Source organism: Gammaproteobacteria bacterium (genome assembly GCA_035279405.1).
GTDB lineage: Bacteria > Pseudomonadota > Gammaproteobacteria > Natronospirales > REEB76 > REEB76.
This window is the reverse complement of the sequence record DATEHU010000034.1, coordinates 90,460-114,396: the sequence shown is the minus strand read 5'-3', so window position 1 is coordinate 114,396 and position 23,937 is coordinate 90,460. Positions and strand designations below refer to the sequence as shown.

Sequence of the window (23,937 nt, the reverse complement as noted above, 5' to 3'; positions counted from 1 at the left end):
GCAAAAAGGCCGCCGGGAAGCGGAGTTACCAGAGCAGGTAATGAGCATTCACGGCGGCCTTTTTAACGCAGTATTCGGCGTCGCTGGCGCAGCGCTAGCCGCATTTCGAATCGCCGCAGTTAAGACACGTCATACACCCATCCATCATCACCACCGCGGCGTTGTTGCACTTGGCGCAGAGCTGGGCGCCGGCGGGGAATTTGGATTCGGCGAAGGCGTCGGTCTGCTTGGCGGCGGCTTCGAATTCTGCGCGCTTCTCGGCGATGAGTTTTTTCTGGTGCTCGTCCGGCTCGTCCTTGTGCATCAGGCCGATGGCAACCAGGTGCTTCTCGATGACTTCGCCGATTTCGGCGATGAGCGAGGGCATGAAGTGCCCGCCCGGCTTCCAGTAGCCGCCGCGCGGGTCGAACACGGCTTTCAATTCCTCCACCAGGAAGGTCACGTCGCCGCCCTTGCGGAACACCGCGCTGATGATGCGCGTCAAGGCCACGATCCACTGGAAGTGATCCAGGTTCTTGGAGTTGATGAAGATCTCGAACGGCCGGCGCTGCTCGTAGGGCGTGCCTTCGTTCAGCAGGATGTCGTTGATGGTGATGTACATGGCGTGGTCGGAGACCGGCGTCTTCACCTTGTAGGTGGAGCCGATGAGCATGTCCGGCCGCTCCAGCTTCTCGTGCATGCGGATGACTTCGGCCTTGGGGCGCTTCTCCGCGATGATCTTCTCCACCGGCTTGGCGGACACGGCGAGTGCCGCGGCTTTGACTTCAGCCTGGCTGGGCTTGGCCAGCGCGGCGGGTGCCTCGGGCTTCTGCACCGCGTATTTCACGATTTTCTTTTCGATCTTGATGCTCATGTCTGTATTCCTCTCAATCCGCGGGACTTTGGGCTTTCGGCGCCGCGTCCCGCTCCTTGTTTCTCCCACTCCCCGTAACCACTATATGGAGGCTCGGGAGTGAAAATTCATCCACCCCTCACTTTAGTCTCTCCCCTGAAGGGGCGAGAGAAATATGAAATTAGAATTTCCCGTAATAGCCTTCGGCCAAGGCGTCTTTCAGGTTCGCTGCCGTGTGAATCTCGCCGTCATACTCAATTTCTTCATCGCCACGTGCGGTGATGACGGTACCATCCTCGAGCGTGAACTCGTAAATGGTGTTCTTGAGGTCTTTTTCATTCACCAGCACGCCCGACGACACCTCGGGGTTGAAGCGGAACGTAGTACAGCCCTTCAAGCCGCTGTCGTAGGCGTACAGATAGATGTTCTTGAAATCCTCGTAAGGATAATTCGTGGGCACGTTCGCGGTCTTGGAAATCGAGGAATCCACCCACTTCTGTGCCGCCGCCTGGATGTCCACGTGCTCGCGCGGCGTGATGGTTTCGGCGGTGATGAAGTACTCCGGGAGTTTTTCCTCTGGCTTGTCGGAGCCCGGCGTGGCTTTGGCATTCACCAGCGCACGGTAGGCCAGGAGTTCGAAGGAGTACACGTCCATCTTTTCCTTGGTCTTGCGGCCCTCGCGGATCACGTTGCGGAAATAATGGTGCGCAAACGAGGGCTCGATGCCGTTCGACGCATTGTTGGCGAGCGACAGCGAAATCGTGCCGGTGGGCGCGATGGAGGTGTGGTGCGTGAAGCGCGCGCCGGTGTGGGTGAGCGCCTCCACCAGATCCGGCGCCACTTGGGCGACGCGCTGCATGTAGCGGCTGTAGCTCGCGTGCAGGTCCTTGCCCTTGATGCGGTCGCCGACCTTCCAGCCGTCGCGCTTCATCTCCGGGCGCTTGCGCAGCATCTCCGGAGTGACTTCGAATTCCTCGAGCATGATGGGCGCCGGACCTTTTTCCTTCGCGAGTTCCAGGCCCTCTTCCCAGCCGGCCACGGCCATCTCGCGCGACACGTCCTCGGTGAATTTCACCGATTCCGGTGCGCCGTATTTCATGCCGAGCAGCGTGAGCGTGGAGCCGAGGCCGAGATAACCCATGCCGTGGCGGCGCTTGCGCAGGATTTCCTCGCGCTGACGCGCAAGCGGCAGGCCGTTGATTTCCACCACGTTGTCCAGCATGCGCGTGAACACGCGCACCACTTCGCGGTACTCGTCCCAGTCGAAACGCGCGTGCGGCGTGAACGGCTCGCGCACGAATTGCGTGAGATTCACCGAGCCGAGCAGACAAGAGCCGTACTCCGGAAGCGGCTGCTCCCCACAGTTGTGTGCATGCAAGCCGTTCGCATCGAAACTGTTGATGCCCGGCACCCGTACGTCGTACACATCCTCAACACCGACGGGTGTTATGCCCGTGACGCGGGCGGTGAATCGTTCACGATTGAGTTCACGCTTGTAGGAAACCAGCAACCGATTCAGCTTGGCGACCTTGTCGCTGTCGCCAAATCCTATGAGATCGCGGAAACGCAGCAGGTTCGCGCCGCTCACCATGAGTTCATGTTGCGGCTGGATGGGGTAATCGACATAGCCGCCCTTACCGTCCGGCAGGCGACTTGTGCCTTCGCGCCGCCGGTTCTTGTAGATAACCGAAGCTATTCCCAAACGCAGCAACATGCGTTGCACGGCCTCGAGCCGCGGCAAGTCGGACTGGGCAAGTCTCACGCTCACGCCCTTGGTTTGGCTGCCTTGCACGGAGCCATCCGTGTCGAAAAATCCACGCAGGAACCCGAGGTAGAACTCGCTGGAACATTGCTCCAACGCCGGCGTCACGGACTTGTCGCCGGGCTTGAGGCCCAATGAAAAAGCCAAGTCCCGCAAAGCAGCGGATTGCAAGCGGTATTCGCCGCGGCCTGCCACCTCGTGCCAACCCTGGAAATCGCTGCGATGCGGTAATGCCTGCGCAGCCTGCTCCGCGCGCTGCATCAGCGCTTGTACACCGGCGGGCAGCATCGCTTCGGCGCCGTTGGCCACAGCCATGGGCCGCCACACGGACAGCACCGCCATGTCGGCTTTGAGAGTGCCATCGCCCATAAGCAGGCCAAGCAGATAACCTTCCGCTTCGTTATGTACACCGCCCCAATCTGAGTTGCTGCGATGATCGTTCAAGAGCACCCGGTCGCCTGGCTTGAGATCCCCGCCAGCGCACCATTCAGTGTCGGTGACGTAGCGCGTAAAACGTGTTACGCGGCGCACAAGGTGATCGGCGGTCAGCCGCAAACTGTAGCCCTCCGCCGTCTCCAGGCGGACTACCGGTTTCTTGGCAGTGCGGAAGAAGCCTTCGACGCCGCTGCGGTGATCTGAACCGTCCACTCGCGCCACGAATCCGGCACCCAACAGGTCTTGCACTTGACGCGGCCCATTTTCGGTCTGTACCCAGGTATCCGCCGTGACACAGGGATTGGTGGCACGGATGTTCTCGCACCACCAGTTGTTGTTCATCTCGTTGACTTTGTCGATGAGCACGAAGCCCGGCTCGGCAAAGTCATAGGTGGAAGACATGATCACGTCCCACAGGCGCCGCGCGTGGATGGTCTTGTAGACCTTGCAAGCCACCTGGCCAACAGCGTTGGTGATGTAACCTTCGGTGACCGGCCACTCGCGCCAGATCACCTTCGACGCGTCATTCAAATCAATGCTGTCCGCTTCCGCCTCTTTCTGTTTCAGCGGGAAGGCGAGCGGCCAATCGCCGTCGGCCTTGACCGCTTCCATGAAATCGTGGGTGACCAGGAGCGACAAGTTGAACTGGCGCAGTCGGCCGTTCTCGCGTTTGGCGCGGATGAAATCCATGACGTCGGGATGGCCCACGTCGAAGGTGCCCATCTGCGCACCGCGCCGCCCGCCCGCCGAAGACACGGTGAAACACATCTTGTCGTAGATATCCATGAACGACATAGGCCCGCTGGTGTAGGCGCCGGCGCCTGCCACGTAGGCACCGCGCGGCCGCAGCGTCGAAAATTCATATCCGATTCCGCATCCGCACTTCAATGTAAGTCCCGCTTCGTGCACTTTGGCGAGGATGTCATCCATGGAGTCCCGGATGGTGCCGGACACAGTGCAGTTGATGGTGGAGGTCGCGGGCTTGTGTTCCAGCGCGCCGGCGTTCGAGGTCACGCGCCCGGCGGGAATCGCCCCGTGGCGCAGCGCCCACAGGAATTTCTCGTACCAAAGCTCGCGCTTTTCCGGAGCCTCGACGTCGGCCAGGGCGCGGGCCACGCGCTTCCAGGTGTCGTCCACGGTCACATCCAGGACCGTGCCGTCTTTGGCCTTGAGGCGGTACTTCTTGTCCCAGATATCGACGGAGGCGTCCTGCACGGGAATCTCGGCCGCAGCGGCGGCGTGGGCTTTCAACACAGTATTCATAATGGGTCCGGTCCTCCGTGTTTTCTATTGCTTTTTCTACTGAAAAGGGTCCAAACCTGCCGGAATCCGCGCCCCAGCATGGGTAAATCCTTGGGATAACTTGTGGGAAAGCTGGGTACTACAGATCACAAGATCTTGTGCTGGCGGCACCCGGCGAAACCCTGTCAAAGCGTAGACCCAGTTCTCGTTTTTGTCAAATGATATTATACTTGTAAATCAATAAGTTACTAGACACAACTCGACCTGGTTCTAGCCGAATCTCAGGCTGAACCGAGGTCGAAAGCAAACACAATATCTGGGACGGCGGGAGTAAATCATAAATTTTCCGGGTTGAAAAGCGACGCCCCGCCGCCGCCCGAAATTCGCCACGCCGGCGATTGCGGCTCTTGAGAAATGCGCAGGCGGACCAACTTAAGGAGCATCTGCAACCCAAATTGTGTGGAGGAACCCAACATGAATCTCATCCGTTATGAACCCTGGGGCTTCGTGAACCAGTTGCACGGCGACATCAACCGGCTGTTCGACCGTGGCTATCCCGGCCAGGATCGCGAGTCCGGGCTGACCGCCAGCGACTGGATCCCGGCTGTGGACATCAAGGAAGAGGACCACCGCTTTCTGATCCACGCCGACGTTCCGGGCGTCGATCCCAAAGACATCGAAATCACCATGGAAGACGGCATCCTCACGCTCAAGGGCGAGCGCAAGAGCGAGACCCGCGAGGAACGTGACGGCTATCACCGCGTGGAGCGCGTCAGCGGCCAGTTTTTCCGCCGCTTCACGCTGCCGGATACCGCGGATGCCGAAGGTGTGAGCGCCAAGGGCGTGAACGGCGTGCTGGAAATCAGCATTCCGAAGCAGCCCAAGGCCCAGCCGCGCCGCATCACGGTCAAGGCGTCCTGAGAGTTTTTCAGCACGTCACGCAACCAAAACCCCGCTGCGCGCACCTTGTGCAAGGTGCGCGCAGCGTTATCTAGCATGGTGTTACGGAACTTTTCCGCACATATCGGACTCTAGAGAGTGGAGCCGCCAATCTCAGGTTAACGCGCGCAAGCCGCGCGTTCGCGCGCTGAGGACTTTTTTTACCGCGGCGACCCAGCAACAAATTTCGCATCAACTCCGCGCAAAGCGGGGCTGGAAAAACCGGCACTCCGGCCTTGCGGCCAGTGTGCTGTTCATCGTGTCAGCAAGAGGGAAGAAAATGAAACGTTCCATCAGTCTCGCGGCCGTCCTGTGTGCGGCCATCCTGGGATTTGCTCCGCTGCCTTCATTCGCGCACATGCCGCCGCCGTTCGTGGCGGGTCAGCCGGTGCCGTCGCTTGCGCCCATCGTCAAGCGCGTGTCGCCGGCGGTGGTCAACATCTCCACCAGCGGCCACGTGACGGTGCAGCAGAGTCCATTCTTCAACGACCCGTTTTTCCAGCAGTTTTTCGGCATGCCCAATCAACCGATGGAGCGCAATTTCCAGGCACTCGGCTCGGGCGTGATCGTGGACGCCGCCAAGGGCTACATCCTCACCAACAACCACGTGATTGAAAATGCCGACAAGATCACCGTCACGCTCTACGACGGCCGCAGCTTCAAGGCCAAAGTGGTAGGCCGCGACCCGGATACTGACATCGCGGTGCTGCAGATTGACGCCAAGGACCTGGTGCAGATTCCGCTCGGCAATTCCTCGACGCTGCAGGTGGGCGACTTCGTGATTGCCATCGGCAACCCCTTCGGCTTGAATCACACCGTGACCGCCGGCATCGTGAGCGCCATGGGCCGCACCCAGGTGCAGGACGGCAAATATTCCGACTTCATCCAGACCGATGCGGCCATCAATCCCGGCAATTCCGGCGGCGCGCTCGTCAACCTCGAAGGCCAACTGGTGGGCATCAACACCATGATCGTCACCAGCGGCGGCAGCCGCGGCAACATCGGCATCGGTTTTGCCATTCCCATCAACATGGCCAAGAACGTCATGGATCAGCTCATCAAGTACGGCAAGGTCGAGCGCGGCATGCTGGGTGTGCAGGTGCAGACGCTGACGCCGGAACTGGCGCAGGCGCTCAAGCTCGCGCAGAACCAGGGCGCCGTAGTCATGCAGGTGGTGCCGGGTTCGCAGGCCCAAAAAGCCGGCATCAAACCCAACGACGTGATCGTGAGCGTCAATGGCAATCCGGTGAGCAGCGCCCAGGATGTGAGCAATGTCATCGGTCTGCTGCGCGTGGGCACGCCGGTGACCCTGGGCATCCTGCGCAACGGCCAGCAGATCACCATCCAGGCCAAGATCGGCAATACCCAGTCCGAGAAAATCGCCTCGGCCGAGCATCCGCAACTGCGCGGTATCAGTGTCGGCAACCTGAACGAGAGTTCACCTGCGTACGGCCAGGTCAAGGGCGTACAGGTCACCGGCGTGGATCCTAACAGCGAGGCCTACATGGCCGGCATACGCCAAGGCGACGTAATCACCGCGGTCAACCGCGAAGCCGTGGGCAATGTAGCGGAGTTCCGCAAGGCCCTTAATCAGGCCGGCGGCACCGTGGCGCTGCGTATCTGGCGCAATGATCAAGTCTTCTACGTGGTGCTCGGCGGATAATCGCTGTTCAAATCCCGTATGTGAGAGGCCCGTATCACAAGTTGATACGGGCCTTTTTTAATTGTGGTTCTGGGCGGCTTAAAGGATTATGTCTGCTATCCGGCCATGGTGCGCCAGCCATCATGTCTGCGGGAGGATATATACTCCAGCCACCCGGCAAATTTGCGGGCGCTTACCAAGGAGTATCCACATGCATCCAATCAACAAGACATTTGCCGCACTGCTGGGTGGAGCCCTGGTGCTGGCAGTGGGGACGGCCCAGGCTCAGAGCACCACCGCTATGCCAGCCGCTGCGTCGGTCGCAGCCACCGCGCCGGCCGCCGCTACGGCCAGCGTAAGCCAGGCGCAGTTCACCACGGCTGTGAATAACCGCGAGCCGGCCGACAACATCAGCACGCTCGACAACAGCCACAACCAGGTATTCTTTTTCACCGCCCTGAAAGACGCCGCCGGCCAGACGATCACGCATCGCTGGGTGTACAACGGTCAGACCATGGCGGAAGTGAAGTTCGAGCCCAAGGCCAACCATTGGCGTGTGTGGTCGAGCAAGATGCTGTTGCCCAGCCAGACCGGCACCTGGACCGTGGAAGTCGTGGACGGCGGCGGCAATGTGCTGACGTCCAAGACGCTGGATTACACCGCGGCTGCGGGCGTCACCCCGAGCGCAACCCACAAAGTCCAGCCGCAGGCGACGACTACACCCATGACACCGGCGCCGGCGGCCGTCACGCACGGCGGCAGGTAAAGGTTTTTACAAATCATCCGGGAGTGACATCCCGCAGGCCAATTCAACTTTTCGGGAGTTTGCCATGGACGTCATGAAAAAAATGTTGCTGACTGCAGGTTGCCTCGGGCTGCTGCTGGCGAATGCCGGTTGGGCGCAACAAACGCCGCCGCCACCCAGCACCACCAACACGGCGACATCCAGTGCTACGCACAAGGTCCAGCCGGGTGCCACGCACAAAGTGTCGCCCACGACTACCAGCACTACCAAAACGCCGGCACCCCCGGCAACCACAGACGGTCACATGCCGGCCTAGACGGTCAGCACCGTTGCAGGTAAATCACCGGGGCCGCGCAAGCGGCCCCGCTTTATTGCCGGTTCAATAGCGGCCTGCGGCCAAAGCTGCGCAACCGTACCTTCTATAATCTCCCGACTTGATCCTAGGAGATTGACTGAATGTCCGCAGCGATTTCCATCCGCAGCGCCAGCAAATACTTCGGCACGCACACGGCCGTGGATCAGCTGTCGCTGGAGGTGCCGGCCGGAACCATCTACGGATTCCTGGGCCGCAATGGCGCCGGCAAGACCACCACCTTGCGCATGATCACCGGCATCCTCGATCCGGATGCCGGCAGCGTGACAGTGCTCGGCGGCCGTGCGCCCAAGACCGTGCGCGCGCGCACCGGCTACCTGCCCGAGGAAAACGGCCTGTACAAAGACATGCAGGTGCTGGACATGGTGACTTACTTCGGCCAGTTGCGCGGCCTCGAACGGCGTGAGGCGCGGCAGCGCGCACGCACGCGTCTCGCGGCGGCCGGTCTCGGTGAACGTCTCGAGACCAAGTGCAACACCCTGTCGAAGGGTATGGCGCAGAAAGCCCAGGTCATCGCCACGCTGCTGCACGATCCGGAACTCGTGGTGCTGGATGAACCGTTCTCGGGACTGGATCCCGTGAATTCCGAAATGGTGCTGGCCCTGATCAAGCAATTCAAACGCGAGGGCCGCAGCGTGATTTTTTCCACGCACGTGGTGGAACACGCCGAACAGATCTGCGACGCGGTCATCATCATTGATCGCGGTCAGCGCAAACTTGCCGGCCCGCTGGCGGAAATCAAGATGCAGGCCGAGCGCAACGTGGTCGTGGATTACGAAGGGACCCCGGGTGCGTGGCAAACCTTGCCGGGCGTGCAAGCGGCCGACGACAGCGGCCAGCACGCGGAATTGCGCCTCGCGCCGGGGGCCGACACCCAGGCACTGTTGCGCGCACTCGTCGAGCGCGTGCGTATCCGGCGCTTCGATACGCGCGAGGCTTCGCTCAAGCAGATATTCTTGAACGCCGTGGGGAACGAACGTGACGCCGCATAAGGTCTGGCTGGTTGCGCAACGCGACTATGTTGCCTACGTGATGCGTCGGCGCTTCTGGATCAGCCTGGCGCTGTCGCCCGCAATCCTGCTCGCCATCATGCTGGTGCCGGCGCTCATCCAGCATTACAGCAGTGCCCACGACTACGCCGTGGTGGATCATTCCGGTTGGCTGCTACCGGCGGTCGAGCAACGTATTGCCGGCGAGGATTACGCCAAACTGCTGGCTTTGGCCGCACGCACGCCCACGCCGGCACGCTCAGGTCTGCCGACGGTGCTGGCTGCCATTGCGCCGGAAGCGGCGCAGCTGGACCATCAGGGCCGCGAGGCGTTGGCGCAGGCGCTGGCGGCCGGAACTCCTCTGCCCACTACGCCGGACGCGCTGGCCATTTGGCGGCAGCGCGCTGCGCTGGTTCGATGGTACGCAGCACTCACACCTGAGGCGGCGGCAAGCGTGGATCGCGACCTCGCAATCGCGCGCTTCCATCGTATTGCGCCGGCGCCGGATGCGCTGCAGGCGGGCGTCGAGCAAGGCAGCCTTTACGCGTATTTCATCCTGCCCGCCGATGCGCTCGCGCCGGGCGCGCAATTCGTTTACGCCTCGCATAATCTCACCAACACCGACTTGCGCGACTGGTTTGCCACCCAGGTATCCGCGGTGTTGCAGGCACGCCGCGCGGCGCAAGCCGGGTTGTCGCCCGCCCAGGCCAAACTCATCAGCCAGATCGTGGAGTTCGATAACCAACTGGTCACCAAGCACGGCGCCAGGACCGCGACGTCGGCTGAACAGGCCGCGCAATGGCTGCCGGTGGGTTACGTGTATCTGCTGTTCCTTTCCATCATGCAGATCGCGCAGTTGCTCATGATGTCCACGATCGAGGAGAAATCCAGCCGTATCGCTGAAATGCTGCTGGCAGCGCTCGAGCCCTCCGACATCATGGCCGGGAAAACCCTGGGCGTGGCCTGTGTGGGCGTGACGCTTGTGGGCGGATGGCTGATCCTGATACTCGGGCTGCTTGCGATATTCGGCAGCATGTTTCAACTCGGCGGCTTCGTATCCGCGATTCTTGCCGCCATCAGCGCCTGGAACATCGCGTGGTTCCTGGTGTACTTCGTGCTCGGCTTCCTGCTGTATGCCGCGGTCACCGGCGCGATTGGCGCCGCGGTCAACAACATCCGCGAAGCCCAGCCCTACATGACACCGGTGATAATGTTCATGATTCTGCCGCTGATTCTCATGGTGCCGGTGGCACAGGATCCGACCGCGCTCTGGGCGCGGGTGCTTTCCTATGTTCCACCGCTCACGCCGTTTCTGATGATGAGCCGCTCGGGTGAGCCGCCACCCACGATTGACTACGTGGCGACGACCGTGCTGCTGCTTGCGACCGTGGTGGTCGCGCTTTACCTGTCCGGCCGCATCTTCCAGCGCGGGTTACTGAATACCGGCGCGCCGCCCAAGTTCAGGGAAATGCTTTCCTGGGCACGCAAGTCGAAAGCCGCCGCGGCTTCTTGACCGCACGGAGCATCACGCAATCCACACGGTTTTGACGTTCACAAACTCGTGGATGCCTTGGCGCGCGAGTTCACGGCCGTAGCCGGAATTCTTCACACCGCCGAACGGCAGACGCGGATCGCTTTTCACCAGACCGTTGACGAAGGCGCTGCCGGATTGCATGCGCCGCGCAAACGCTTCGCCGCGCTTAGCATCGCGCGTCCACACGCTGCCGCCCAGACCGTAAGCGCTGCCGTTGGCCACTTCCAGCGCCGCGGCTTCGTCGCGCACCCGGATCACGCTCGCCACCGGGCCGAACAGCTCCTCGGTCCAGGCGCGCATGCCGGGCTGCACGCCATCGAGAATCGTGGGTGGGTAGAACGCGCCCTGGCCGGCGAGTGGCTCGCCGCCGAGCAGCACTTTGGCGCCGTGCTGCACCGCGTCCGCAACCTGCCGGTGCAGGCTGTCGCGCAGATCGAAACGCGCCATCGGCGCCAGCGTCGTGGTTTCAACCAGCGGATCGCCGCATTTCAACACCGCGGCGCGCGCCTTGAATTCCGAGATAAACGCGTTGGCGACCTTTTCCACCACGATGAAACGCTTCGCGGCGATGCAGCTCTGGCCGGCATTCTGGTAGCGTGATTGCACGCCGGTTTCTGCGGCCTTGGCGATGTCGGCGTCCTCCAGCACCACGCAGGCGTCGGAACCGCCGAGTTCCAGTACGCATTTCTTCAGCACTTCGCCGGCTTCGCGGCCCACCGCGCGTCCGGCGCGCTCGCTGCCGGTGAGCGTCACCGCCGCGATGCGCGGGTCCTTGATCACGGACTCGACCTGCGGAATGCCGATCATGAGCGTCTGGAATACGCCAGCGGGTAAACCCGCCTCGCGAAACACGGCTTCCAGCGCCAGGCCGCAACCGGGCACGTTGTCGGCGTGTTTGAGCACCACGCTGTTACCCGCGGCGAGCGCCGGCACGGCTGCGCGCATCGCCTGCCAGAAAGGAAAATTCCACGGCATGATGGCGAGCACAGTGCCGAGCGGCTGATAGGCGACGTAACTTTTCCCGGCGTCACTGGTTGACGGTTCGTCGGCCAGGAATCCGGCCGCGTGTTGCGCGTAGTAGTCGCAGCAGCGTGCGCATTTCTCGATCTCCGCGCGCGCTTCGCCGATGAGCTTGCCCATTTCACGGCTCATGAGCGCGGCATAGTCGTCGCGGCGCTTGAGCAGCACTTCGCCGGCGTGTTGCAGCAATGCCGCGCGTTCCGCCAGCGGCCGCGTGCTCCACGCCGGCGTTGCCGCTGCGGTCAGTGCCAGCGTCTCCTCAAGACGCGCCGCGTCCCACATCGGATACTGCTTGAACTGTTCGCCGTTGGCGGGATTGATGGCGGTGAAATTCATGTTGCACTCCGGAAAATACACGCGATGAAACATATTTGGCAGGCTTCGAACCGCGAGCATAGCGCCGAATTCGCGCTTCGCGTTAATCTATGCGCATGACCTGGACGTCGCGTCTCATTGTTTTCTGCCTATTGCTGTGTGCATTCTCGCCGGTGTCAGCCGCGGACCTTGCGGCGCAACGTGCCGCGTTCAAACAGGCCTGGGTCGCGGCCCAACAGGGGAACCTCGCCGCGCTCACGCCGTATCTCGACGAGCTGAGCGACTATCCGTTGTATCCGTATCTGCGCTACGCCTACCTCGACAGCACGCTTGCGAACCAACCGCCGGGCGCCATTGAAGCATTCCTTAAGGCACAGGCCGATCTGCCGGTGGCCGAGCGCCTGCGGCACGATTGGCTGGTGCAACTCGCCCAACAACAGGACTGGCAGGATTTTCTGGCGCAGTACCGCGATGAGACCGACCCGCCGGTACGCTGTGGTGCGGTGAGTGCGCACCTCGCAGGCCGCGACCGCGAGGATCGTGACGCCTGGGTAGTGGTGGCACAACATCTGTGGCTCGCGCCGCAGGCGCAATCGGCCACCTGTGACGCGGCGTTTCAATATCTGCAAGCGCATCACCGCATCACCAACGGCATGGTAATGCAACGCATCCAGGCCGCGTTGCAGTCACGCGACTACGCGCTGGCACGCACCCTCGTGCCGCAGCTGGCCGCAGTGGATCGGCCCTGGGCGCGTATCTGGCTGGAGATGGCGGCGGACCCGGCACAGGTGCTCGAGAACATGCAGGTGCCGGACGAGCCGCGTTACCAGAGTATGTTGCTAAACGGCGTGCAATTGGTGGCGCGCACCGATCCGGACCGCGCGCGCCATCTGTGGACTGTGCTCGCGCAGCGCTATCACTTCGGAATGGATGATAGCCGGGCCATGCAGGTAACGCTGGCGCTGGAATCCGCCTGGCAACTGCAGCCGGATGCCGCCGTACTGCTGGCCCAGGTACGGCACTTCGGCGATGCGCGCGTCGCCGAGTGGCGGGTACGCACCGCGCTGCGCAATCTCCAATGGCAAACCGTGCTCAAGACCTTGCCTGCGCTCGGTGCCTCCGCCAGCAAGCCCGAATGGCGCTACTGGAAGGCGCGCGCGCTTGCGGCTACCGGGCAGGATAACCGCGCCGTCGCGCTCTATGAGTCGCTGGCCGACGGCATGGACTATTACGCGTTTCTCGCCGCCGACCGCCTCAATCTGGACTACAACATCACCCAGGAACCCGGTCAGCCGGCACCGGAAGTCATCGCGCAACTCGGTTCGCGGCCGGGATTCGTGCGCGCACGTGAACTGTTTTATGCCGGCCTGTATGGCTACGCGAATGCGGAGTGGGTGGCTGCGAGCACGACGCTCTCCAGAGCGGCGCGCTGTCAGACCGCACTCATGGCACAGCAATGGGGCTGGTCGGGCCGCGCCATGCAGACGCTCGCGAATGCCGGCTGCTGGGGCGATCTCACCATCAGTTATCCGCTGGCGTACGCCGATACGCTCTCCCCCCGCGCGCAGCAACTGGGACTGGATTTGCCCTGGGTGTATGGCCTGATCCGTTCGGAAAGCGTGTTTCGTCCCGATGCTGTGTCGGCTGCCGGTGCGCTGGGTCTCATGCAGCTCATGCCGGCCACCGGTCGGCGCGTAGCGGCGCGACTCGGCCTGACGCTCGACGGTCACCGCGCCCTGCTGGATCCGGACACCAATCTGGCGGTCGGCAGTTCCTATCTCGGCCACCTGCTGCAACGTTTCGACGGCGACGAGCTGCTGGCCACGGCCGCTTACAACGCCGGTTCCGACCGGGTACTGGCGTGGCTGCCGCGCAGCGGCAGCCTGCCCGCGGACGTGTGGGTGGATAGCATTCCGTTCTGGGAAACCCGCAGTTACGTGCGCAACGTGTTCAGCGCGGCGGTCATCTTTGACTGGCGTCTGCACCGCCACAGCGAACGCTTGAGTGCGCGCCTCGGCCGGATCGCGGCGCCGAGCGCAGGCAGCGCAAGCCCGCCCGCCGCCGCGGCAACCACATCGGCACCGGCAGCGACGAGTGCCGGAGCATCGGTACCGCCGGCCTTGCGGTAACATGGAGTACAGCTTATCCCGTTGTGGCCCAGCGCCGACCGCGGGATAAGTTCGCCTCACGGACGGTAATGCAAATGCCAACAGCCACGATTTGTCTGCTGGGCGGCACCGGCTTTGTCGGGCGCCATCTGGCCGCACGCCTCGCGCAGCGGGATTACAACGTGAAAATCCTGACGCGCTCGCGTGCGCGCCACTACGACCTCGTGGTGTTACCCACAGTCACGCTGGTCGAGGCGGACGTGCACGACGCCGCGACGCTCACGCGCGAGTTCGCCGGCTGCACGGCGGTGGTCAATCTGGTCGGCATCCTCAACGAACGCGGCCACCGCGGACGCGGCTTCCGGCAGGTGCACGTGGAACTGCCGCGCAAGATCATCGAAGCCTGTCGCGCGGCGAGCGTGCCACGCCTGCTGCACATGAGCGCACTCAACGCCGCACGCAACGCGCCCAGCCATTATCTGCGCACCAAGGCAGAGGCCGCCGAGCTGGTGCTGGCCGCGAAAGATCTGCAGGTCACCGTGTTCGAGCCGAGCGTGATATTCGGCCCCGGTGATCACTTCCTCAACCGCTTTGCACGCTTCCTGCGCCTCGCGCCCGGCGTTTTCCCGCTGCCTTGTCCCAACGCAAAGCTGGCGCCGGTGTCCGCGGGCGACGTGGCCGAAGCCATGCTGCGCAGCCTGGATGAGCGTGCATGTTTCGGTCGGCGTTATGCCCTGTGCGGACCGAAGGTTTATACGCTGCGCGAATTGCTGCGCTATCTGCGCCGCCTCACCGGCCACCGGCGCTTGATTTTCGGCCTGCCACGGCCGCTTTCGTGGTTGCAAGCCGTGGTTATGGAATGGCTGCCGGGCAAACCGTTTTCACTCGACAACTTTCATTCGCTGCAGGTGCCCGGCGTGTGTACCGATAACGGTTTTGCCGCGTTCGGCATGCACCCGGTGGCCGTGGAGGCGGTGCTGCCCACGTATCTCGGGCGCTTCACCGCCCAGGCGGAACTCGACAAATACCGCCGCATGCGCGGCGTGGTGCCGTGAGCGGGGTAGCGTCACCAACCCAGGCGGGACGCGGAGTGACAGAGGCGCAAGACACGGACTGGTTGCAGCGGTGGCGGGAAGGCCGCACCGGCTGGCACCAAAGCGAACCCACGCCGTTGCTGATTCGGCATTGGTCCGCGCTCGGCCTGCCTGCGGGCAGCCGCGTGCTGGTGCCGCTGGCCGGGAAATCGCTCGACATGCTGTGGTTGGCGAAGCAGGGATTTACAGTGTTGGGCATGGAACTCGCGCCGCTCGCGGTCAAGCAGTTCTTCGCCGAAAACCATATTGCGGTGCAGTCGCAGCGCGAGGTGGACGGCGTGCACTACGCGGCCGGCGACATCGAAGTGATCCAGGGCGACATCTTCAAGGTGGCGGCACGCGTGTTCGAGTCCTGCACCGCGGTGTACGACCGCGCCGCAATCATCGCCCTGCCCCCGGAGCTGCGCCCACGCTACGCGCACGAGGTTTACGGGAAGCTGCCTCCCGATTGCCGCGGGCTAATGATCACCTTCGAATATCCGCAAGCTGAAATGCCCGGACCGCCGTTTTCGGTGGGCGAAGCGGAACTCCACCGGCTGCTCGATACCGGGTGGAAACTCGAGCTGCTCGAGCGGCGCGATATTCTGGCATCGCAGCCCAGATTCGCGCAGGCGGGGTTGAGCGCGCTCGCGACCGCCGTCTACCGCCTGCAGCGTGGAGCGCGGTGATGCACGGCGAATACAAGATGCCGGGCGGCAAGCTGGTGGTGGCGGACCTCGAGGTGCGCGGCGGGCGTCTGTGTCACGTGCAGGTAAGTGGGGATTTCTTTCTGGAGCCCGACAGCGCGCTCGACTGGATTGACGCAGCCCTCAACGGTCAGCCGGCCGAAAGTGGCGAGGCGGAACTGGCCGCGCATCTGAAGGCCGCGCTCGACGGGCGCGCGGCGATGTACGGCATTTCGGAAGAGGCGATTGCACGCGCAGTGCAGCGTGCACTGGGACACGCACGGTGAGCCGCAGCCGCTGGGAGGACTACGGCTGGCGTCTGATCCACGCGTCCGCGCAAGCGCCCGCGTTGCACATGGCGCTCGACGAAACCCTGACCGCAGCGGTCGGCAGCGGGCAGCGCGCGCCCACGCTGCGCATCTGGGAGTGGGCAGCCTCGGCCGTGATCATCGGCCGCTACCAGTCGCTGCGCAACGAAGTGGACCCCGAAGGCGCGCGCCGGCACGACATCACGGTGATGCGCCGCATCAGCGGCGGCGGCGCGATGTTCGTGGAACCCGGCAACACCATCACCTATTCGCTGTACGCACCGGCGTCGCTGGTCGAGGGCCTGTCGTTCCGCGAAGCGTATGCGTTTCTGGATGCCTGGGTCATCGAAGCGTTGCGCACGCTCGGAATCGAAGCGCGTTACCAGCCGCTCAACGACATCACCTCGCCGGCCGGCAAAATCGCGGGCGCCGCCCAGGCGCGGCGCAACGGCGCGGTGCTGCACCACGTGACCATGGCCTACGACATTGATGCCACGAAAATGCTGCAGGTGCTGCGCATCGGCCGCGAGAAACTCTCCGACAAGGGCATCGCGAGCGCCGTCAAACGCGTGGATCCGCTGCGCAGTCAGACGGGTCTGGCGCGCAGTGCGGTGATCGAGCGCATGATTGCGACGTTTCGGCGGCTGCACGGTTTGACGGAGGATCGCCTGACGGAGAACGAACTCGCGCAGGCGCGCGCATTGGCGGCGGAAAAATTCGAAACTCCGGCATGGACCGCCATCGTGCCCTGAGGGCGGCGCTGGCAATGCGCAGGTTTACCCGCCCGAGGCGGCCGCGCTTTTGACCATGAGCTTCTGCAACTCGGCGTCGCGCTGGCCGGGCGGCAAGCGCATCAAGCGTTTCACCGCAAGGTAAAACGCCGGCAGGTCGCCGCTGCTTTGCGCAAGCAGCGCTCGAAACGCCGGAACCCAGCGGGTGTAAGTAGTCACGGTCAACAGGCTCGCGTTGTTGAGCGGGCCGTTGAAAAAACGGTCGTAGCCCGTATCGGTTCCCAGTTGCGGGCGCAGTACCGCGTAGCTCGCGCGCAGTTGCGCGAAAATCTGCTGTTTGCGCGCCGCCATGTCCGCTTTTGGCAAGCCTGAGGCGTACAACTCGCCCAGGCGGCCGCGCGCGCTGTCCACCAGCCGCACGATCATGTGCCAGTGACGCTGCCCGGCCTCATAGGCCGGCAGTTGAGATGCGCGCCCCGTGGCCGCGAGCCAGCGACGCACGCCCACGTCCGCCACCGTGACCGCGAAGGATTCGTTGAAGTCGGCGTCGCCCTGCAGATACAGCTCCTGATGCGCGAGTTCGTGGAAGATGAAATTCACGAGCGCAGTGTCGCCCCAGCCGAGCATGCTCGAGACCAGCGGATCGTCGAACCAGCCGAGCGTGGAGAATGCCGGCACACCGCCAACGTACACGTCATCACCCTGGGCGCGCAGTTTGGCGGCGAACGCCTGCGCCACCGCCTGCCTGAAGTAGCCGCGATACGGCACACAGTCGGCGATGGGAAAACACCGGGTCAGCGGCTGCAATGAATAATGAATATGGTTTGGTGGCAAACAGGTTCCAGCTCACGTAGGGCCGGTCGAGCGCCACGTAGCTCGTGTAACTGCCGTTGCGCGGCAATCCCAGTTGCGCGCTGGCGTAGCGGCGGATTTCCGCGGCCAGTTGCAGTCGGGTCTTGAGCGCGGCCGGAGTTTCGGGACTCGCGAGCAGGCTTTGGATGGGTACGCGCGCGGACAGCAGGCTGAGTTCGCCGTTCACCGCCTGACCGTAATAGCCGGGCAACGCACAGCCCCCGAGGACCGGTGTCAGCAGCAGGGGAACAATGCGCGTGGCCGGCCGCATGGCGGGTCAGCATAGCAAAAGGGCTCTGCTACCATGAATGCATGCAAATCTTTCTCGTCGGCGGCGCGGTGCGCGACAAGCTGCTGGACCTGCCGGTCCAGGAGCGTGACTGGGTGGTAGTGGGCGCTACGCCGGATGACATGCTCGCGCTCGGTTACCGACCGGTGGGCAAGGACTTCCCCGTGTTCCTGCATCCCGAAACGCACGAGGAATACGCGCTCGCGCGCACCGAGCGCAAGACCGGTCGCGGCTATCACGGTTTTGAATTTCACAGCGCACCGCAGGTAACGCTGCAAGACGACCTTAAGCGCCGCGATCTCACCATCAATGCACTCGCCGAAGACGCACAGGGCAAGCTGATTGATCCCTACGGCGGCCAGCGCGATCTCGCTGCACGCGTGTTGCGCCACGTGTCGCCGGCATTTGCCGAGGATCCGGTGCGTGTGCTGCGCGTGGCACGCTTCGCCGCGCGCTTCGCGCCGCTCGGTTTCAAGCTGGCCGCGGAAACTCTCGCGCTCATGCACACGATGGCGGAAAACGGCGAGGTGGACGCGCTGGTGGCCGAGCGCGTGTGGCAGGAAACCGTCAAGGCGCTGGCCGCGGACAAACCTTCGGTGTTCTTTCAGACCTTGCGTGAATGCGGCGCGCTTGCCAAGGTGTTCCCCGAACTCGATCGCTTGTTCGGCGTTCCACAGCCCAAAGAACATCATCCTGAGATCGACACCGGCGTGCACGTGATGCTGGTGCTTGATCAGGCCGCGCGCCTGTCGCCCGATCCGGCGGTGCGCTTCGCGGCGCTGGTTCACGATCTCGGCAAAGGCACGACACCGGCGGACAAACTGCCGCATCATTACGGTCACGAGGAGCGCGGCGTGGAACTGGTGGATGCGCTGTGCGAACGGCTGCGGGTACCGCGTGAATTCCGCGAACTCGCGCTGCTTGCCGCGCGCTTTCACGGCAAAGTGCACCGCGCGGCGGAATTGCGGCCCGAAACGGCACTGCGCTTGCTGCAGGACTGCGATGCCTTCCGCCGGCCGCAGCGCTTCGAGCAGCTGCTGTTGGCCTGCGAGGCCGACGCGCGCGGCCGCACCGGTCTCGAGGCTCGGCCTTATCCGCAGGCGGAACGCCTGCAACGCGCGCGCGCCGCCGCGGCCGCGGTGAGCATTCCCGACGGTGTTTCCGGCGCTGAAATCGGCCGGCGCCTCAACCAGGCGCGGCTGCTGGCGGTGCGCGAGGCGCTTGCCAAGAAGCCCGCGTGAGCAACGCCCGCGTCGCACACTGCGGCGCGTGCTTTACAGGCTGTGGCTCAAGTCGCGCAGGCTGAATCCCCGCAGTGCCGAGTCCATGCCTTTCACGAAACCGATGGCCTTGAAACGCTCGCCCATTTCTTCCGGCAACGTCAGCAGTTTCACTTCACGCGCGGTGTACAGATCCACGCCGCGTTCCGCGATGCCGAGCGCCAGCAGAAAATGGGCCTGCGTGGTGTATCCGGCAAGCGTGAGTCCGGCCTGCGTCGCGGCGTGCGTCATCGCGGTGAAATCCACATGCGCGGTGATGTCCTGCAGGCCGGGGTAGAGGAACGGATCGTCGTGCACGCGCTGGCAGTAATGACACATGAGCGTGCCCATGTGGCGCTCAGGATGGTAGTAGCCGGCGCGCGTATACCCGTAATCCGTGAACAGCAGCGCGCCGCGCGTCAGAGCGTCGGCGAGGCTGGCGATGAGCAAGGGCAGGCGCAGGCAGATTTCGGAACTGTAGCCTGCGGCCAGGGGCTGCGACAGGTCGGCCTCCAATGCCGCGAGCGCGCTCTGCAAATCTGCGCTCGCGGGCCGGAGTTGCCACACGAGTTCGCCGTCCCGGTCCGCGACGCAATATTCTTCGAACCCTCGCACCGCGCGCCGGAAACGGCTGACGGGCAAGGCGTCCAGCACTTCGTTGCCGAGGATTACTCCGGAAAATGCCGCCGGCAGACGCTCCAGCCAATGCACGCGCTGCAACAATGCGGGCGCGCGTTCTGTGAGGGTCAGGCGCTGGCGTTCGCGCAGTTCTGCGCTGACTTCCAGAATCCAGTAACGCTCCGGCAGAGTGCCGAGGGTTTCCAGCTCTGCCAACAGATCCGCTGCCATTGCGCCGGAGCCTGCGCCGAGCTCCAGAACGTCGCCGCCACCCAGGAGTTTCAGCAACTCCGCACATTGCACCGCAAGACAGCGGCCAAACAAGGGCGAGAGCTCCGGCGCGGTGACGAAGTCGCCAGCCGCACCGAACTTGCGCGCGCCGGCGCTGTAATAACCAAGTCCCGGCGCGAAGAGCGCGAGATCCATGTAACGTTCGAAGCTGATGGCGCCGCCATGCGCCTGAATTTCCGCACGCATGCGCTCCCGGAGACGCGCGCTGTGGGCCAGCGCGTCCGGCGCAGGCGGCGGCAATTCGACTCGAAGCTGGCTGCGGCGCATGCTGGTTTCCGGATTATGGCAACCCGCACAAATCCGGTTCGCAAAGCATTACGGCCTGACCACAAACGGCCGTGGTCTCAATGCGCATTGACCAGATTCTGCCAGCCATAGCGCTCGGGTAACGGGCGCCATGCCGCGGCACGTGCATTGGCGCGTTCCGCGGCGGGCGCAGTCGGTCCGCAATTGCCATTGGCGATGTAATACAGGGCTTCCGCCAGCGAGGCTTCGCCGCTGTCGCCGAGCGCATGACTCAGGTCGTCCACCGCCGGGCAGGTCGGGGCGATGCCGCCGAAATAATTGCCGGCGCCGGCGGCGTTCAGCATGTTGAAGGTCATGGGATAGAGCACGCTCGTGCAAAAATCGAAGCCGTTTTCGCCCACCGGTTTGCCGAACGTGGTGCTGCCCACGGTCACCACGTCTATGTAGGGTTTGAGCGCGTTGATCAGCAATTCCGCGGCGGATGCGGTGCCGCCGGTGGTGATGATCACCACGCGGCTCAGGTTCAGGGAATTGCTCACGCTCTGGAAGGCCAGCGTCTGATCCTGATCGGTGTGCAGACTGTTGTAATTCAGCGTGGCGAAGGTCTGGCCGGCGTCGCCGACAATCAATGAACCGAGAAACTGCGCTACCGACAGCAGCCCGCCGCCGTTGTAGCGCTCGTCAATGATCAATTCGTTGTCGCCGTCCGCCTGCAATTGCGCAAATGCCTGCTGCAGTTCGTTGCTGGAAGGCGTGATGAAATTCTGGAAAAAGAAATAACCCACGTTGCGGCCGCCGGCGCTGAAACTCTGCACCCGCGAAACATTGGGCTGGGTGACGACGGTCTTAGTGAGTGTCACGGTCTGGGTTGCGCCGGAGGGCGACTGATATTCAAGCGTCACCGTCACGCCCACATCTGCAGGACCAAAAGCGGAATTCAATTGATTGTTGGCAATCAGGGTCGCGACCGCGATGCCGTTCACGGACAGGATATAGCCGCCGCGCACGAACCCGGCGCCGGCCGCCGCGCTGCCAGAATACACGTCGGTCAGCTGCAACTGATTGCCGTTGACGATCGCCTCGCCGAAGCCCAAGCCCACATACTGGCCAGCGCCATAAAACGCCTGATTGGCCGCCTGCGTGGTGATATAGCTGAACCGATCCAGCGGCTGGTACAACAGCGCATCCAGGAACGAGGTGGTATCGCCATAAGCGGCGGGGCTGACATTCGCCGGCAGGTACTGGTTCCAGTAGTACCAGGATTGCATGATGGCGAGAATCTGCTGGTTTTGTCCGGTTACCGAGCACGCGCCGGCGGTCTGGGCCTGGGAAACACCGCCCGAACCGCCGCAGCCTGACACCAGCAGCACCAGCGTGCATGAAAGCGCGCCCATCACCAGCTTGCGCATGGCCATCTCCGTTTGATGCCGCGCTGAACGTTATAGACCTTCAAGCGTCACCGCCACAAGCGGCTGATCCTTGCCGGCAAATTCACGCCAATGCTCGGCAAAACTGCGGCCGGTCCCGGGATGACGCTGCCCGGACGCGAGGTCGGCCAGCGGCTTGAGCACATAGGCATACTTGAGGATTTCGGGGCGCGGCAACCGCAGCGGCGATCCGGCCACCAGCGCCCCGTACAGCAGCAGGTCCAGATCCAGCATGCGCGGCGCGAAGCGCGGACCGCCGCGCGTTCGCCCGCATTGCACTTCGATGGCGTCAAGCGCCGCGTGCACCTGCACCACGTCCGCGCCGGTTTCGAACGCCACCGCCAGATTCAGGAAATCATCGCCTTTGAAGCCCACCGCCGGGTTGCGGTACACGGGTGATACTTGCAGTGCGCCAAAGCGCTGGCGCAACAGCCGCACGGCTGCGCGCACGTGCTGCTCGGACTCGACATTGCTGCCGACGCCGACGAACACCGTGGTCATGCGGAAGGCGCGTCCCTTTCGATGCTCACGCCGACGCTCCTGCTGCCGCTCACCGCGCCCGGCTTGTGCAGCGTCACTTTCACATGCGCCACGTGGAATTCCCGCAGGATGAGATCGGCAACCTGTTCCGCGAGCGTTTCTACCAGCTGAAATTGCGCGCTGCTCACGAATTGCGTGACGCGCTTGGCCACCGCCTTGTAATCGAGCGTGTCCTCGATGCGATCGCTGCGCGCGGCACGGCGGATATCCGCGCTCATGTCCACATCCAGAATCACCGTTTGCCGGATGCACCGCTCCCAGTCGAATATGCCGACTACGGTTTGTACGCGCAGCTCGCGTATGAACACGGTATCCGCGGAAGTCGCACGGCTCACGGCGCCACCAGGGTATCCAGCGGCCAGCGCGTGCGCACGGCCGCGGGTACGTCCGTGGCTTTCAGATTGCGCAAGCGCAGGTAACCCGCATACGCAATCATGGCGCCGTTGTCGGTGCAGAATTCCAGCCGCGGATAGAACACCTCGCCGCCGAGCGCGGCCACGCGCTGCTTGAGCCGTGCGCGCAATCTGCGGTTCGCGCCCACGCCGCCAGCCACCACCAAGCGCTGCTCGCCGGTCTGCTGCAGCGCGCGCTCGCATTTGATCACGAGCGTATCCACCACCGCCTCCTCGAATCCGCGCGCCACATCGGCTTTGGTTTGCGCGTCCTGCGGCGCGCGCTTGAGTGCGGTGAGCACCGCGGTTTTCAAGCCGCTGAAACTGAAATCCAGCCCTGGCCGGTCAGTCATGGGCCGCGGGAACTCGAAACGTCCCGCAACGCCGCTCTCGGCCAGTTTGGCGAGCGCCGGCCCGCCCGGATACGGCAACTGCAGGAGCTTGGCGACCTTGTCGAAAGCCTCGCCGGCCGCATCGTCCAGCGATTCGCCGAGCGTGGTGTAGCGGCCGACGTCGCGGACTTCAACCAGCAGGGTGTGTCCACCCGAAACCAGCAAGGCCACGAAGGGGAACGCAGGCGCCGGGTTTTCCAGCATGGGCGCCAGCAGATGGCCTTCCATGTGATGGATGCCGACGGCCGGCACGCGCCAGGCGAACGCCAAGCCGCGTGCCAGACAGGCGCCGACCAGCAGCGCGCCCACCAATCCGGGCCCGGCGGTGTAGGCGATACCGTCAATCTGCTGCGGGCTTGAGCCGGCTTGCTCCAAGGCGCGCTGAATCATGGGCAGGAGCTTGCATACATGATCCCGGGAGGCGAGTTCCGGCACCACGCCGCCGTACTCTCGGTGCAGCCGGACCTGGCTGTAAAGTGCATGCGCCAGCAGCCCGCGGCGGTCGTCGTAGACGGCAACCCCGGTCTCGTCGCAGGAAGTCTCAATGCCGAGCACGCGCATGACTTTGCAATTCTACACGGCGGTCGGTAGAATTCCCGCCCCTTACGGCCGGTCCGCGGCCGCAGAATCCAAGCAAATTCAAGGTGATGGCCGCATGCCCAGCGTACGTGTGAAAGACAACGAACATTTCGATGCCGCGCTGCGGCGTTTCAAGCGCGCCTGCGAAAAGGCCGGAGTGATGACCGAGCTGCGCCGCCGCGAGTTCTACGAGAAGCCCACGCAGGAACGCAAGCGCAAGCAGGCGGCCGCCGTGAAGCGCCATCTAAAGAAACTGTCCCGCGAGCACTCCCGTCACATCCGTTTATATTGATTCGAGCGCGCACGGGTCCCGATGAT

23 protein-coding genes are annotated in these 23,937 nt (G+C 63.5%); 13 read left to right on the top strand and 10 right to left on the bottom strand.

Annotated elements, in window-relative coordinates:
* Positions 1–94 precede the first annotated feature (94 nt).
* Entirely contained in the window at positions 95–853 is a 759-nt protein-coding gene (locus tag VJR90_08390; GenBank protein ID HKV97489.1) for an NrdJb, read from the bottom strand.
* Positions 854–1,013: 160 nt separating this feature from the next.
* A complete protein-coding gene (locus VJR90_08385) occupies positions 1,014–4,292 on the bottom strand; it encodes an LAGLIDADG family homing endonuclease (GenBank protein HKV97488.1) in 3,279 nt (1,092 codons plus the stop codon).
* A 453-nt stretch (positions 4,293–4,745) separates the two neighbouring features.
* Between VJR90_08385 and VJR90_08380 the strand changes: the two genes are divergently transcribed.
* The 6 genes from VJR90_08380 to VJR90_08355 all read left to right on the top strand — a co-directional run bounded on the left by VJR90_08380 (position 4,746) and on the right by VJR90_08355 (position 10,472).
* On the top strand, positions 4,746–5,192 hold the full coding sequence (locus tag VJR90_08380; protein HKV97487.1) for an Hsp20/alpha crystallin family protein: 447 nt from the start codon (positions 4,746–4,748) through the stop codon (positions 5,190–5,192).
* A gap of 298 nt (positions 5,193–5,490) precedes the next feature.
* Positions 5,491–6,873, top strand: coding sequence for a DegQ family serine endoprotease (locus VJR90_08375; GenBank protein ID HKV97486.1), 1,383 nt, complete (start codon positions 5,491–5,493; stop codon positions 6,871–6,873).
* A gap of 190 nt (positions 6,874–7,063) precedes the next feature.
* Positions 7,064–7,618, top strand: a complete 555-nt coding sequence (locus VJR90_08370; GenBank protein HKV97485.1) for a DUF2914 domain-containing protein — start codon at positions 7,064–7,066, stop codon at positions 7,616–7,618.
* A 64-nt stretch (positions 7,619–7,682) separates the two neighbouring features.
* A complete protein-coding gene (locus VJR90_08365) occupies positions 7,683–7,913 on the top strand; it encodes a hypothetical protein (protein HKV97484.1) in 231 nt (76 codons plus the stop codon).
* Between the two features lie 140 nt (positions 7,914–8,053).
* A complete protein-coding gene (locus VJR90_08360; protein HKV97483.1) occupies positions 8,054–8,962 on the top strand; it encodes an ATP-binding cassette domain-containing protein in 909 nt (302 codons plus the stop codon).
* Positions 8,949–10,472 (top strand): ABC transporter permease, encoded by a 1,524-nt coding sequence (locus VJR90_08355; protein HKV97482.1) that lies wholly within the window; start codon positions 8,949–8,951, stop codon positions 10,470–10,472. The genes VJR90_08360 and VJR90_08355 overlap by 14 nt, the downstream gene beginning before the upstream one ends.
* Before the next feature lie 12 nt (positions 10,473–10,484).
* Here the strand turns inward: VJR90_08355 and VJR90_08350 are convergent, their stop codons facing one another.
* Positions 10,485–11,849: an NAD-dependent succinate-semialdehyde dehydrogenase gene (locus tag VJR90_08350; protein HKV97481.1), complete on the bottom strand. Its 1,365-nt coding sequence runs from the start codon at positions 11,847–11,849 to the stop codon at positions 10,485–10,487.
* Positions 11,850–12,001: 152 nt separating this feature from the next.
* Between VJR90_08350 and VJR90_08345 the strand changes: the two genes are divergently transcribed.
* From VJR90_08345 to VJR90_08325, 5 genes are all read left to right on the top strand, one after another.
* Entirely contained in the window at positions 12,002–13,957 is a 1,956-nt protein-coding gene (locus VJR90_08345; protein HKV97480.1) for a transglycosylase SLT domain-containing protein, read from the top strand.
* A gap of 74 nt (positions 13,958–14,031) precedes the next feature.
* Positions 14,032–14,991 carry a complex I NDUFA9 subunit family protein gene (locus tag VJR90_08340; protein ID HKV97479.1) on the top strand — a complete coding sequence of 320 codons (960 nt, stop codon included), beginning with the start codon at positions 14,032–14,034 and terminating at the stop codon, positions 14,989–14,991.
* A 35-nt stretch (positions 14,992–15,026) separates the two neighbouring features.
* Positions 15,027–15,698, top strand: a complete 672-nt coding sequence (locus tag VJR90_08335; GenBank protein HKV97478.1) for a thiopurine S-methyltransferase — start codon at positions 15,027–15,029, stop codon at positions 15,696–15,698.
* Positions 15,698–15,982 (top strand): biotin--protein ligase, encoded by a 285-nt coding sequence (locus VJR90_08330; GenBank protein HKV97477.1) that lies wholly within the window; start codon positions 15,698–15,700, stop codon positions 15,980–15,982. The genes VJR90_08335 and VJR90_08330 overlap by 1 nt, the downstream gene beginning before the upstream one ends.
* Positions 15,979–16,755 (top strand): biotin/lipoate A/B protein ligase family protein, encoded by a 777-nt coding sequence (locus tag VJR90_08325; GenBank protein HKV97476.1) that lies wholly within the window; start codon positions 15,979–15,981, stop codon positions 16,753–16,755. The genes VJR90_08330 and VJR90_08325 overlap by 4 nt, the downstream gene beginning before the upstream one ends.
* A gap of 24 nt (positions 16,756–16,779) precedes the next feature.
* Here the strand turns inward: VJR90_08325 and VJR90_08320 are convergent, their stop codons facing one another.
* Both VJR90_08320 and VJR90_08315 read right to left on the bottom strand, forming a co-directional pair.
* Positions 16,780–17,502 (bottom strand): aminopeptidase, encoded by a 723-nt coding sequence (locus tag VJR90_08320; GenBank protein HKV97475.1) that lies wholly within the window; start codon positions 17,500–17,502, stop codon positions 16,780–16,782.
* Positions 17,432–17,857, bottom strand: coding sequence for an aminopeptidase (locus VJR90_08315; GenBank protein ID HKV97474.1), 426 nt, complete (start codon positions 17,855–17,857; stop codon positions 17,432–17,434). Before VJR90_08315 ends, VJR90_08320 begins: the two co-directional genes overlap by 71 nt.
* A 41-nt stretch (positions 17,858–17,898) precedes the next feature.
* Between VJR90_08315 and VJR90_08310 the strand changes: the two genes are divergently transcribed.
* On the top strand, positions 17,899–19,116 hold the full coding sequence (locus tag VJR90_08310; GenBank protein HKV97473.1) for a multifunctional CCA addition/repair protein: 1,218 nt from the start codon (positions 17,899–17,901) through the stop codon (positions 19,114–19,116).
* 33 nt (positions 19,117–19,149) lie between these two features.
* On the opposite strand, the gene VJR90_08305 is transcribed toward VJR90_08310, so the two are convergent.
* From VJR90_08305 to tsaD, 5 genes are all read right to left on the bottom strand, one after another.
* Positions 19,150–20,310: an SAM-dependent methyltransferase gene (locus VJR90_08305; GenBank protein HKV97472.1), complete on the bottom strand. Its 1,161-nt coding sequence runs from the start codon at positions 20,308–20,310 to the stop codon at positions 19,150–19,152.
* 77 nt (positions 20,311–20,387) lie between these two features.
* Positions 20,388–21,698, bottom strand: coding sequence for a S41 family peptidase (locus VJR90_08300; GenBank protein ID HKV97471.1), 1,311 nt, complete (start codon positions 21,696–21,698; stop codon positions 20,388–20,390).
* A 30-nt stretch (positions 21,699–21,728) separates the two neighbouring features.
* Complete coding sequence (folK, locus tag VJR90_08295) at positions 21,729–22,217, bottom strand: 2-amino-4-hydroxy-6-hydroxymethyldihydropteridine diphosphokinase (GenBank protein HKV97470.1); 489 nt, start codon at positions 22,215–22,217, stop codon at positions 21,729–21,731.
* Entirely contained in the window at positions 22,214–22,591 is a 378-nt protein-coding gene (gene folB, locus VJR90_08290; GenBank protein ID HKV97469.1) for a dihydroneopterin aldolase, read from the bottom strand. The genes folK and folB overlap by 4 nt, the downstream gene beginning before the upstream one ends.
* Positions 22,588–23,601, bottom strand: a complete 1,014-nt coding sequence (tsaD, locus tag VJR90_08285; protein ID HKV97468.1) for a tRNA (adenosine(37)-N6)-threonylcarbamoyltransferase complex transferase subunit TsaD — start codon at positions 23,599–23,601, stop codon at positions 22,588–22,590. Before tsaD ends, folB begins: the two co-directional genes overlap by 4 nt.
* A 94-nt stretch (positions 23,602–23,695) precedes the next feature.
* On the opposite strand from tsaD, the gene rpsU reads away from it, so the two are divergent.
* Entirely contained in the window at positions 23,696–23,911 is a 216-nt protein-coding gene (rpsU, locus tag VJR90_08280) for a 30S ribosomal protein S21 (protein HKV97467.1), read from the top strand.
* Positions 23,912–23,937 lie beyond the last annotated feature (26 nt).

Bases quoted from the DNA above. Each gene is read 5' to 3' on its own strand.
- VJR90_08390 (HKV97489.1), bottom strand. From the start codon at position 853: ATGAGCATCAAGATCGAAAAGAAAATCGTGAAATACGCGGTGCAGAAG.
- tsaD (HKV97468.1), bottom strand. From the start codon at position 23,601: ATGCGCGTGCTCGGCATTGAGACTTCCTGCGACGAGACCGGGGTTGCC.
- folK (HKV97470.1), bottom strand. From the start codon at position 22,217: ATGACCACGGTGTTCGTCGGCGTCGGCAGCAATGTCGAGTCCGAGCAG.
- VJR90_08380 (HKV97487.1), top strand. From the start codon at position 4,746: ATGAATCTCATCCGTTATGAACCCTGGGGCTTCGTGAACCAGTTGCAC.
- VJR90_08370 (HKV97485.1), top strand. From the start codon at position 7,064: ATGCATCCAATCAACAAGACATTTGCCGCACTGCTGGGTGGAGCCCTG.
- VJR90_08310 (HKV97473.1), top strand. From the start codon at position 17,899: ATGCAAATCTTTCTCGTCGGCGGCGCGGTGCGCGACAAGCTGCTGGAC.
- rpsU (HKV97467.1), top strand. From the start codon at position 23,696: ATGCCCAGCGTACGTGTGAAAGACAACGAACATTTCGATGCCGCGCTG.
- VJR90_08360 (HKV97483.1), top strand. From the start codon at position 8,054: ATGTCCGCAGCGATTTCCATCCGCAGCGCCAGCAAATACTTCGGCACG.
- VJR90_08300 (HKV97471.1), bottom strand. From the start codon at position 21,698: ATGCGCAAGCTGGTGATGGGCGCGCTTTCATGCACGCTGGTGCTGCTG.
- VJR90_08365 (HKV97484.1), top strand. From the start codon at position 7,683: ATGGACGTCATGAAAAAAATGTTGCTGACTGCAGGTTGCCTCGGGCTG.
- VJR90_08375 (HKV97486.1), top strand. From the start codon at position 5,491: ATGAAACGTTCCATCAGTCTCGCGGCCGTCCTGTGTGCGGCCATCCTG.
- VJR90_08385 (HKV97488.1), bottom strand. From the start codon at position 4,292: ATGAATACTGTGTTGAAAGCCCACGCCGCCGCTGCGGCCGAGATTCCC.
- VJR90_08315 (HKV97474.1), bottom strand. From the start codon at position 17,857: ATGCGGCCGGCCACGCGCATTGTTCCCCTGCTGCTGACACCGGTCCTC.
- VJR90_08340 (HKV97479.1), top strand. From the start codon at position 14,032: ATGCCAACAGCCACGATTTGTCTGCTGGGCGGCACCGGCTTTGTCGGG.
- VJR90_08330 (HKV97477.1), top strand. From the start codon at position 15,698: ATGCACGGCGAATACAAGATGCCGGGCGGCAAGCTGGTGGTGGCGGAC.
- VJR90_08350 (HKV97481.1), bottom strand. From the start codon at position 11,849: ATGAATTTCACCGCCATCAATCCCGCCAACGGCGAACAGTTCAAGCAG.
- VJR90_08305 (HKV97472.1), bottom strand. From the start codon at position 20,310: ATGCGCCGCAGCCAGCTTCGAGTCGAATTGCCGCCGCCTGCGCCGGAC.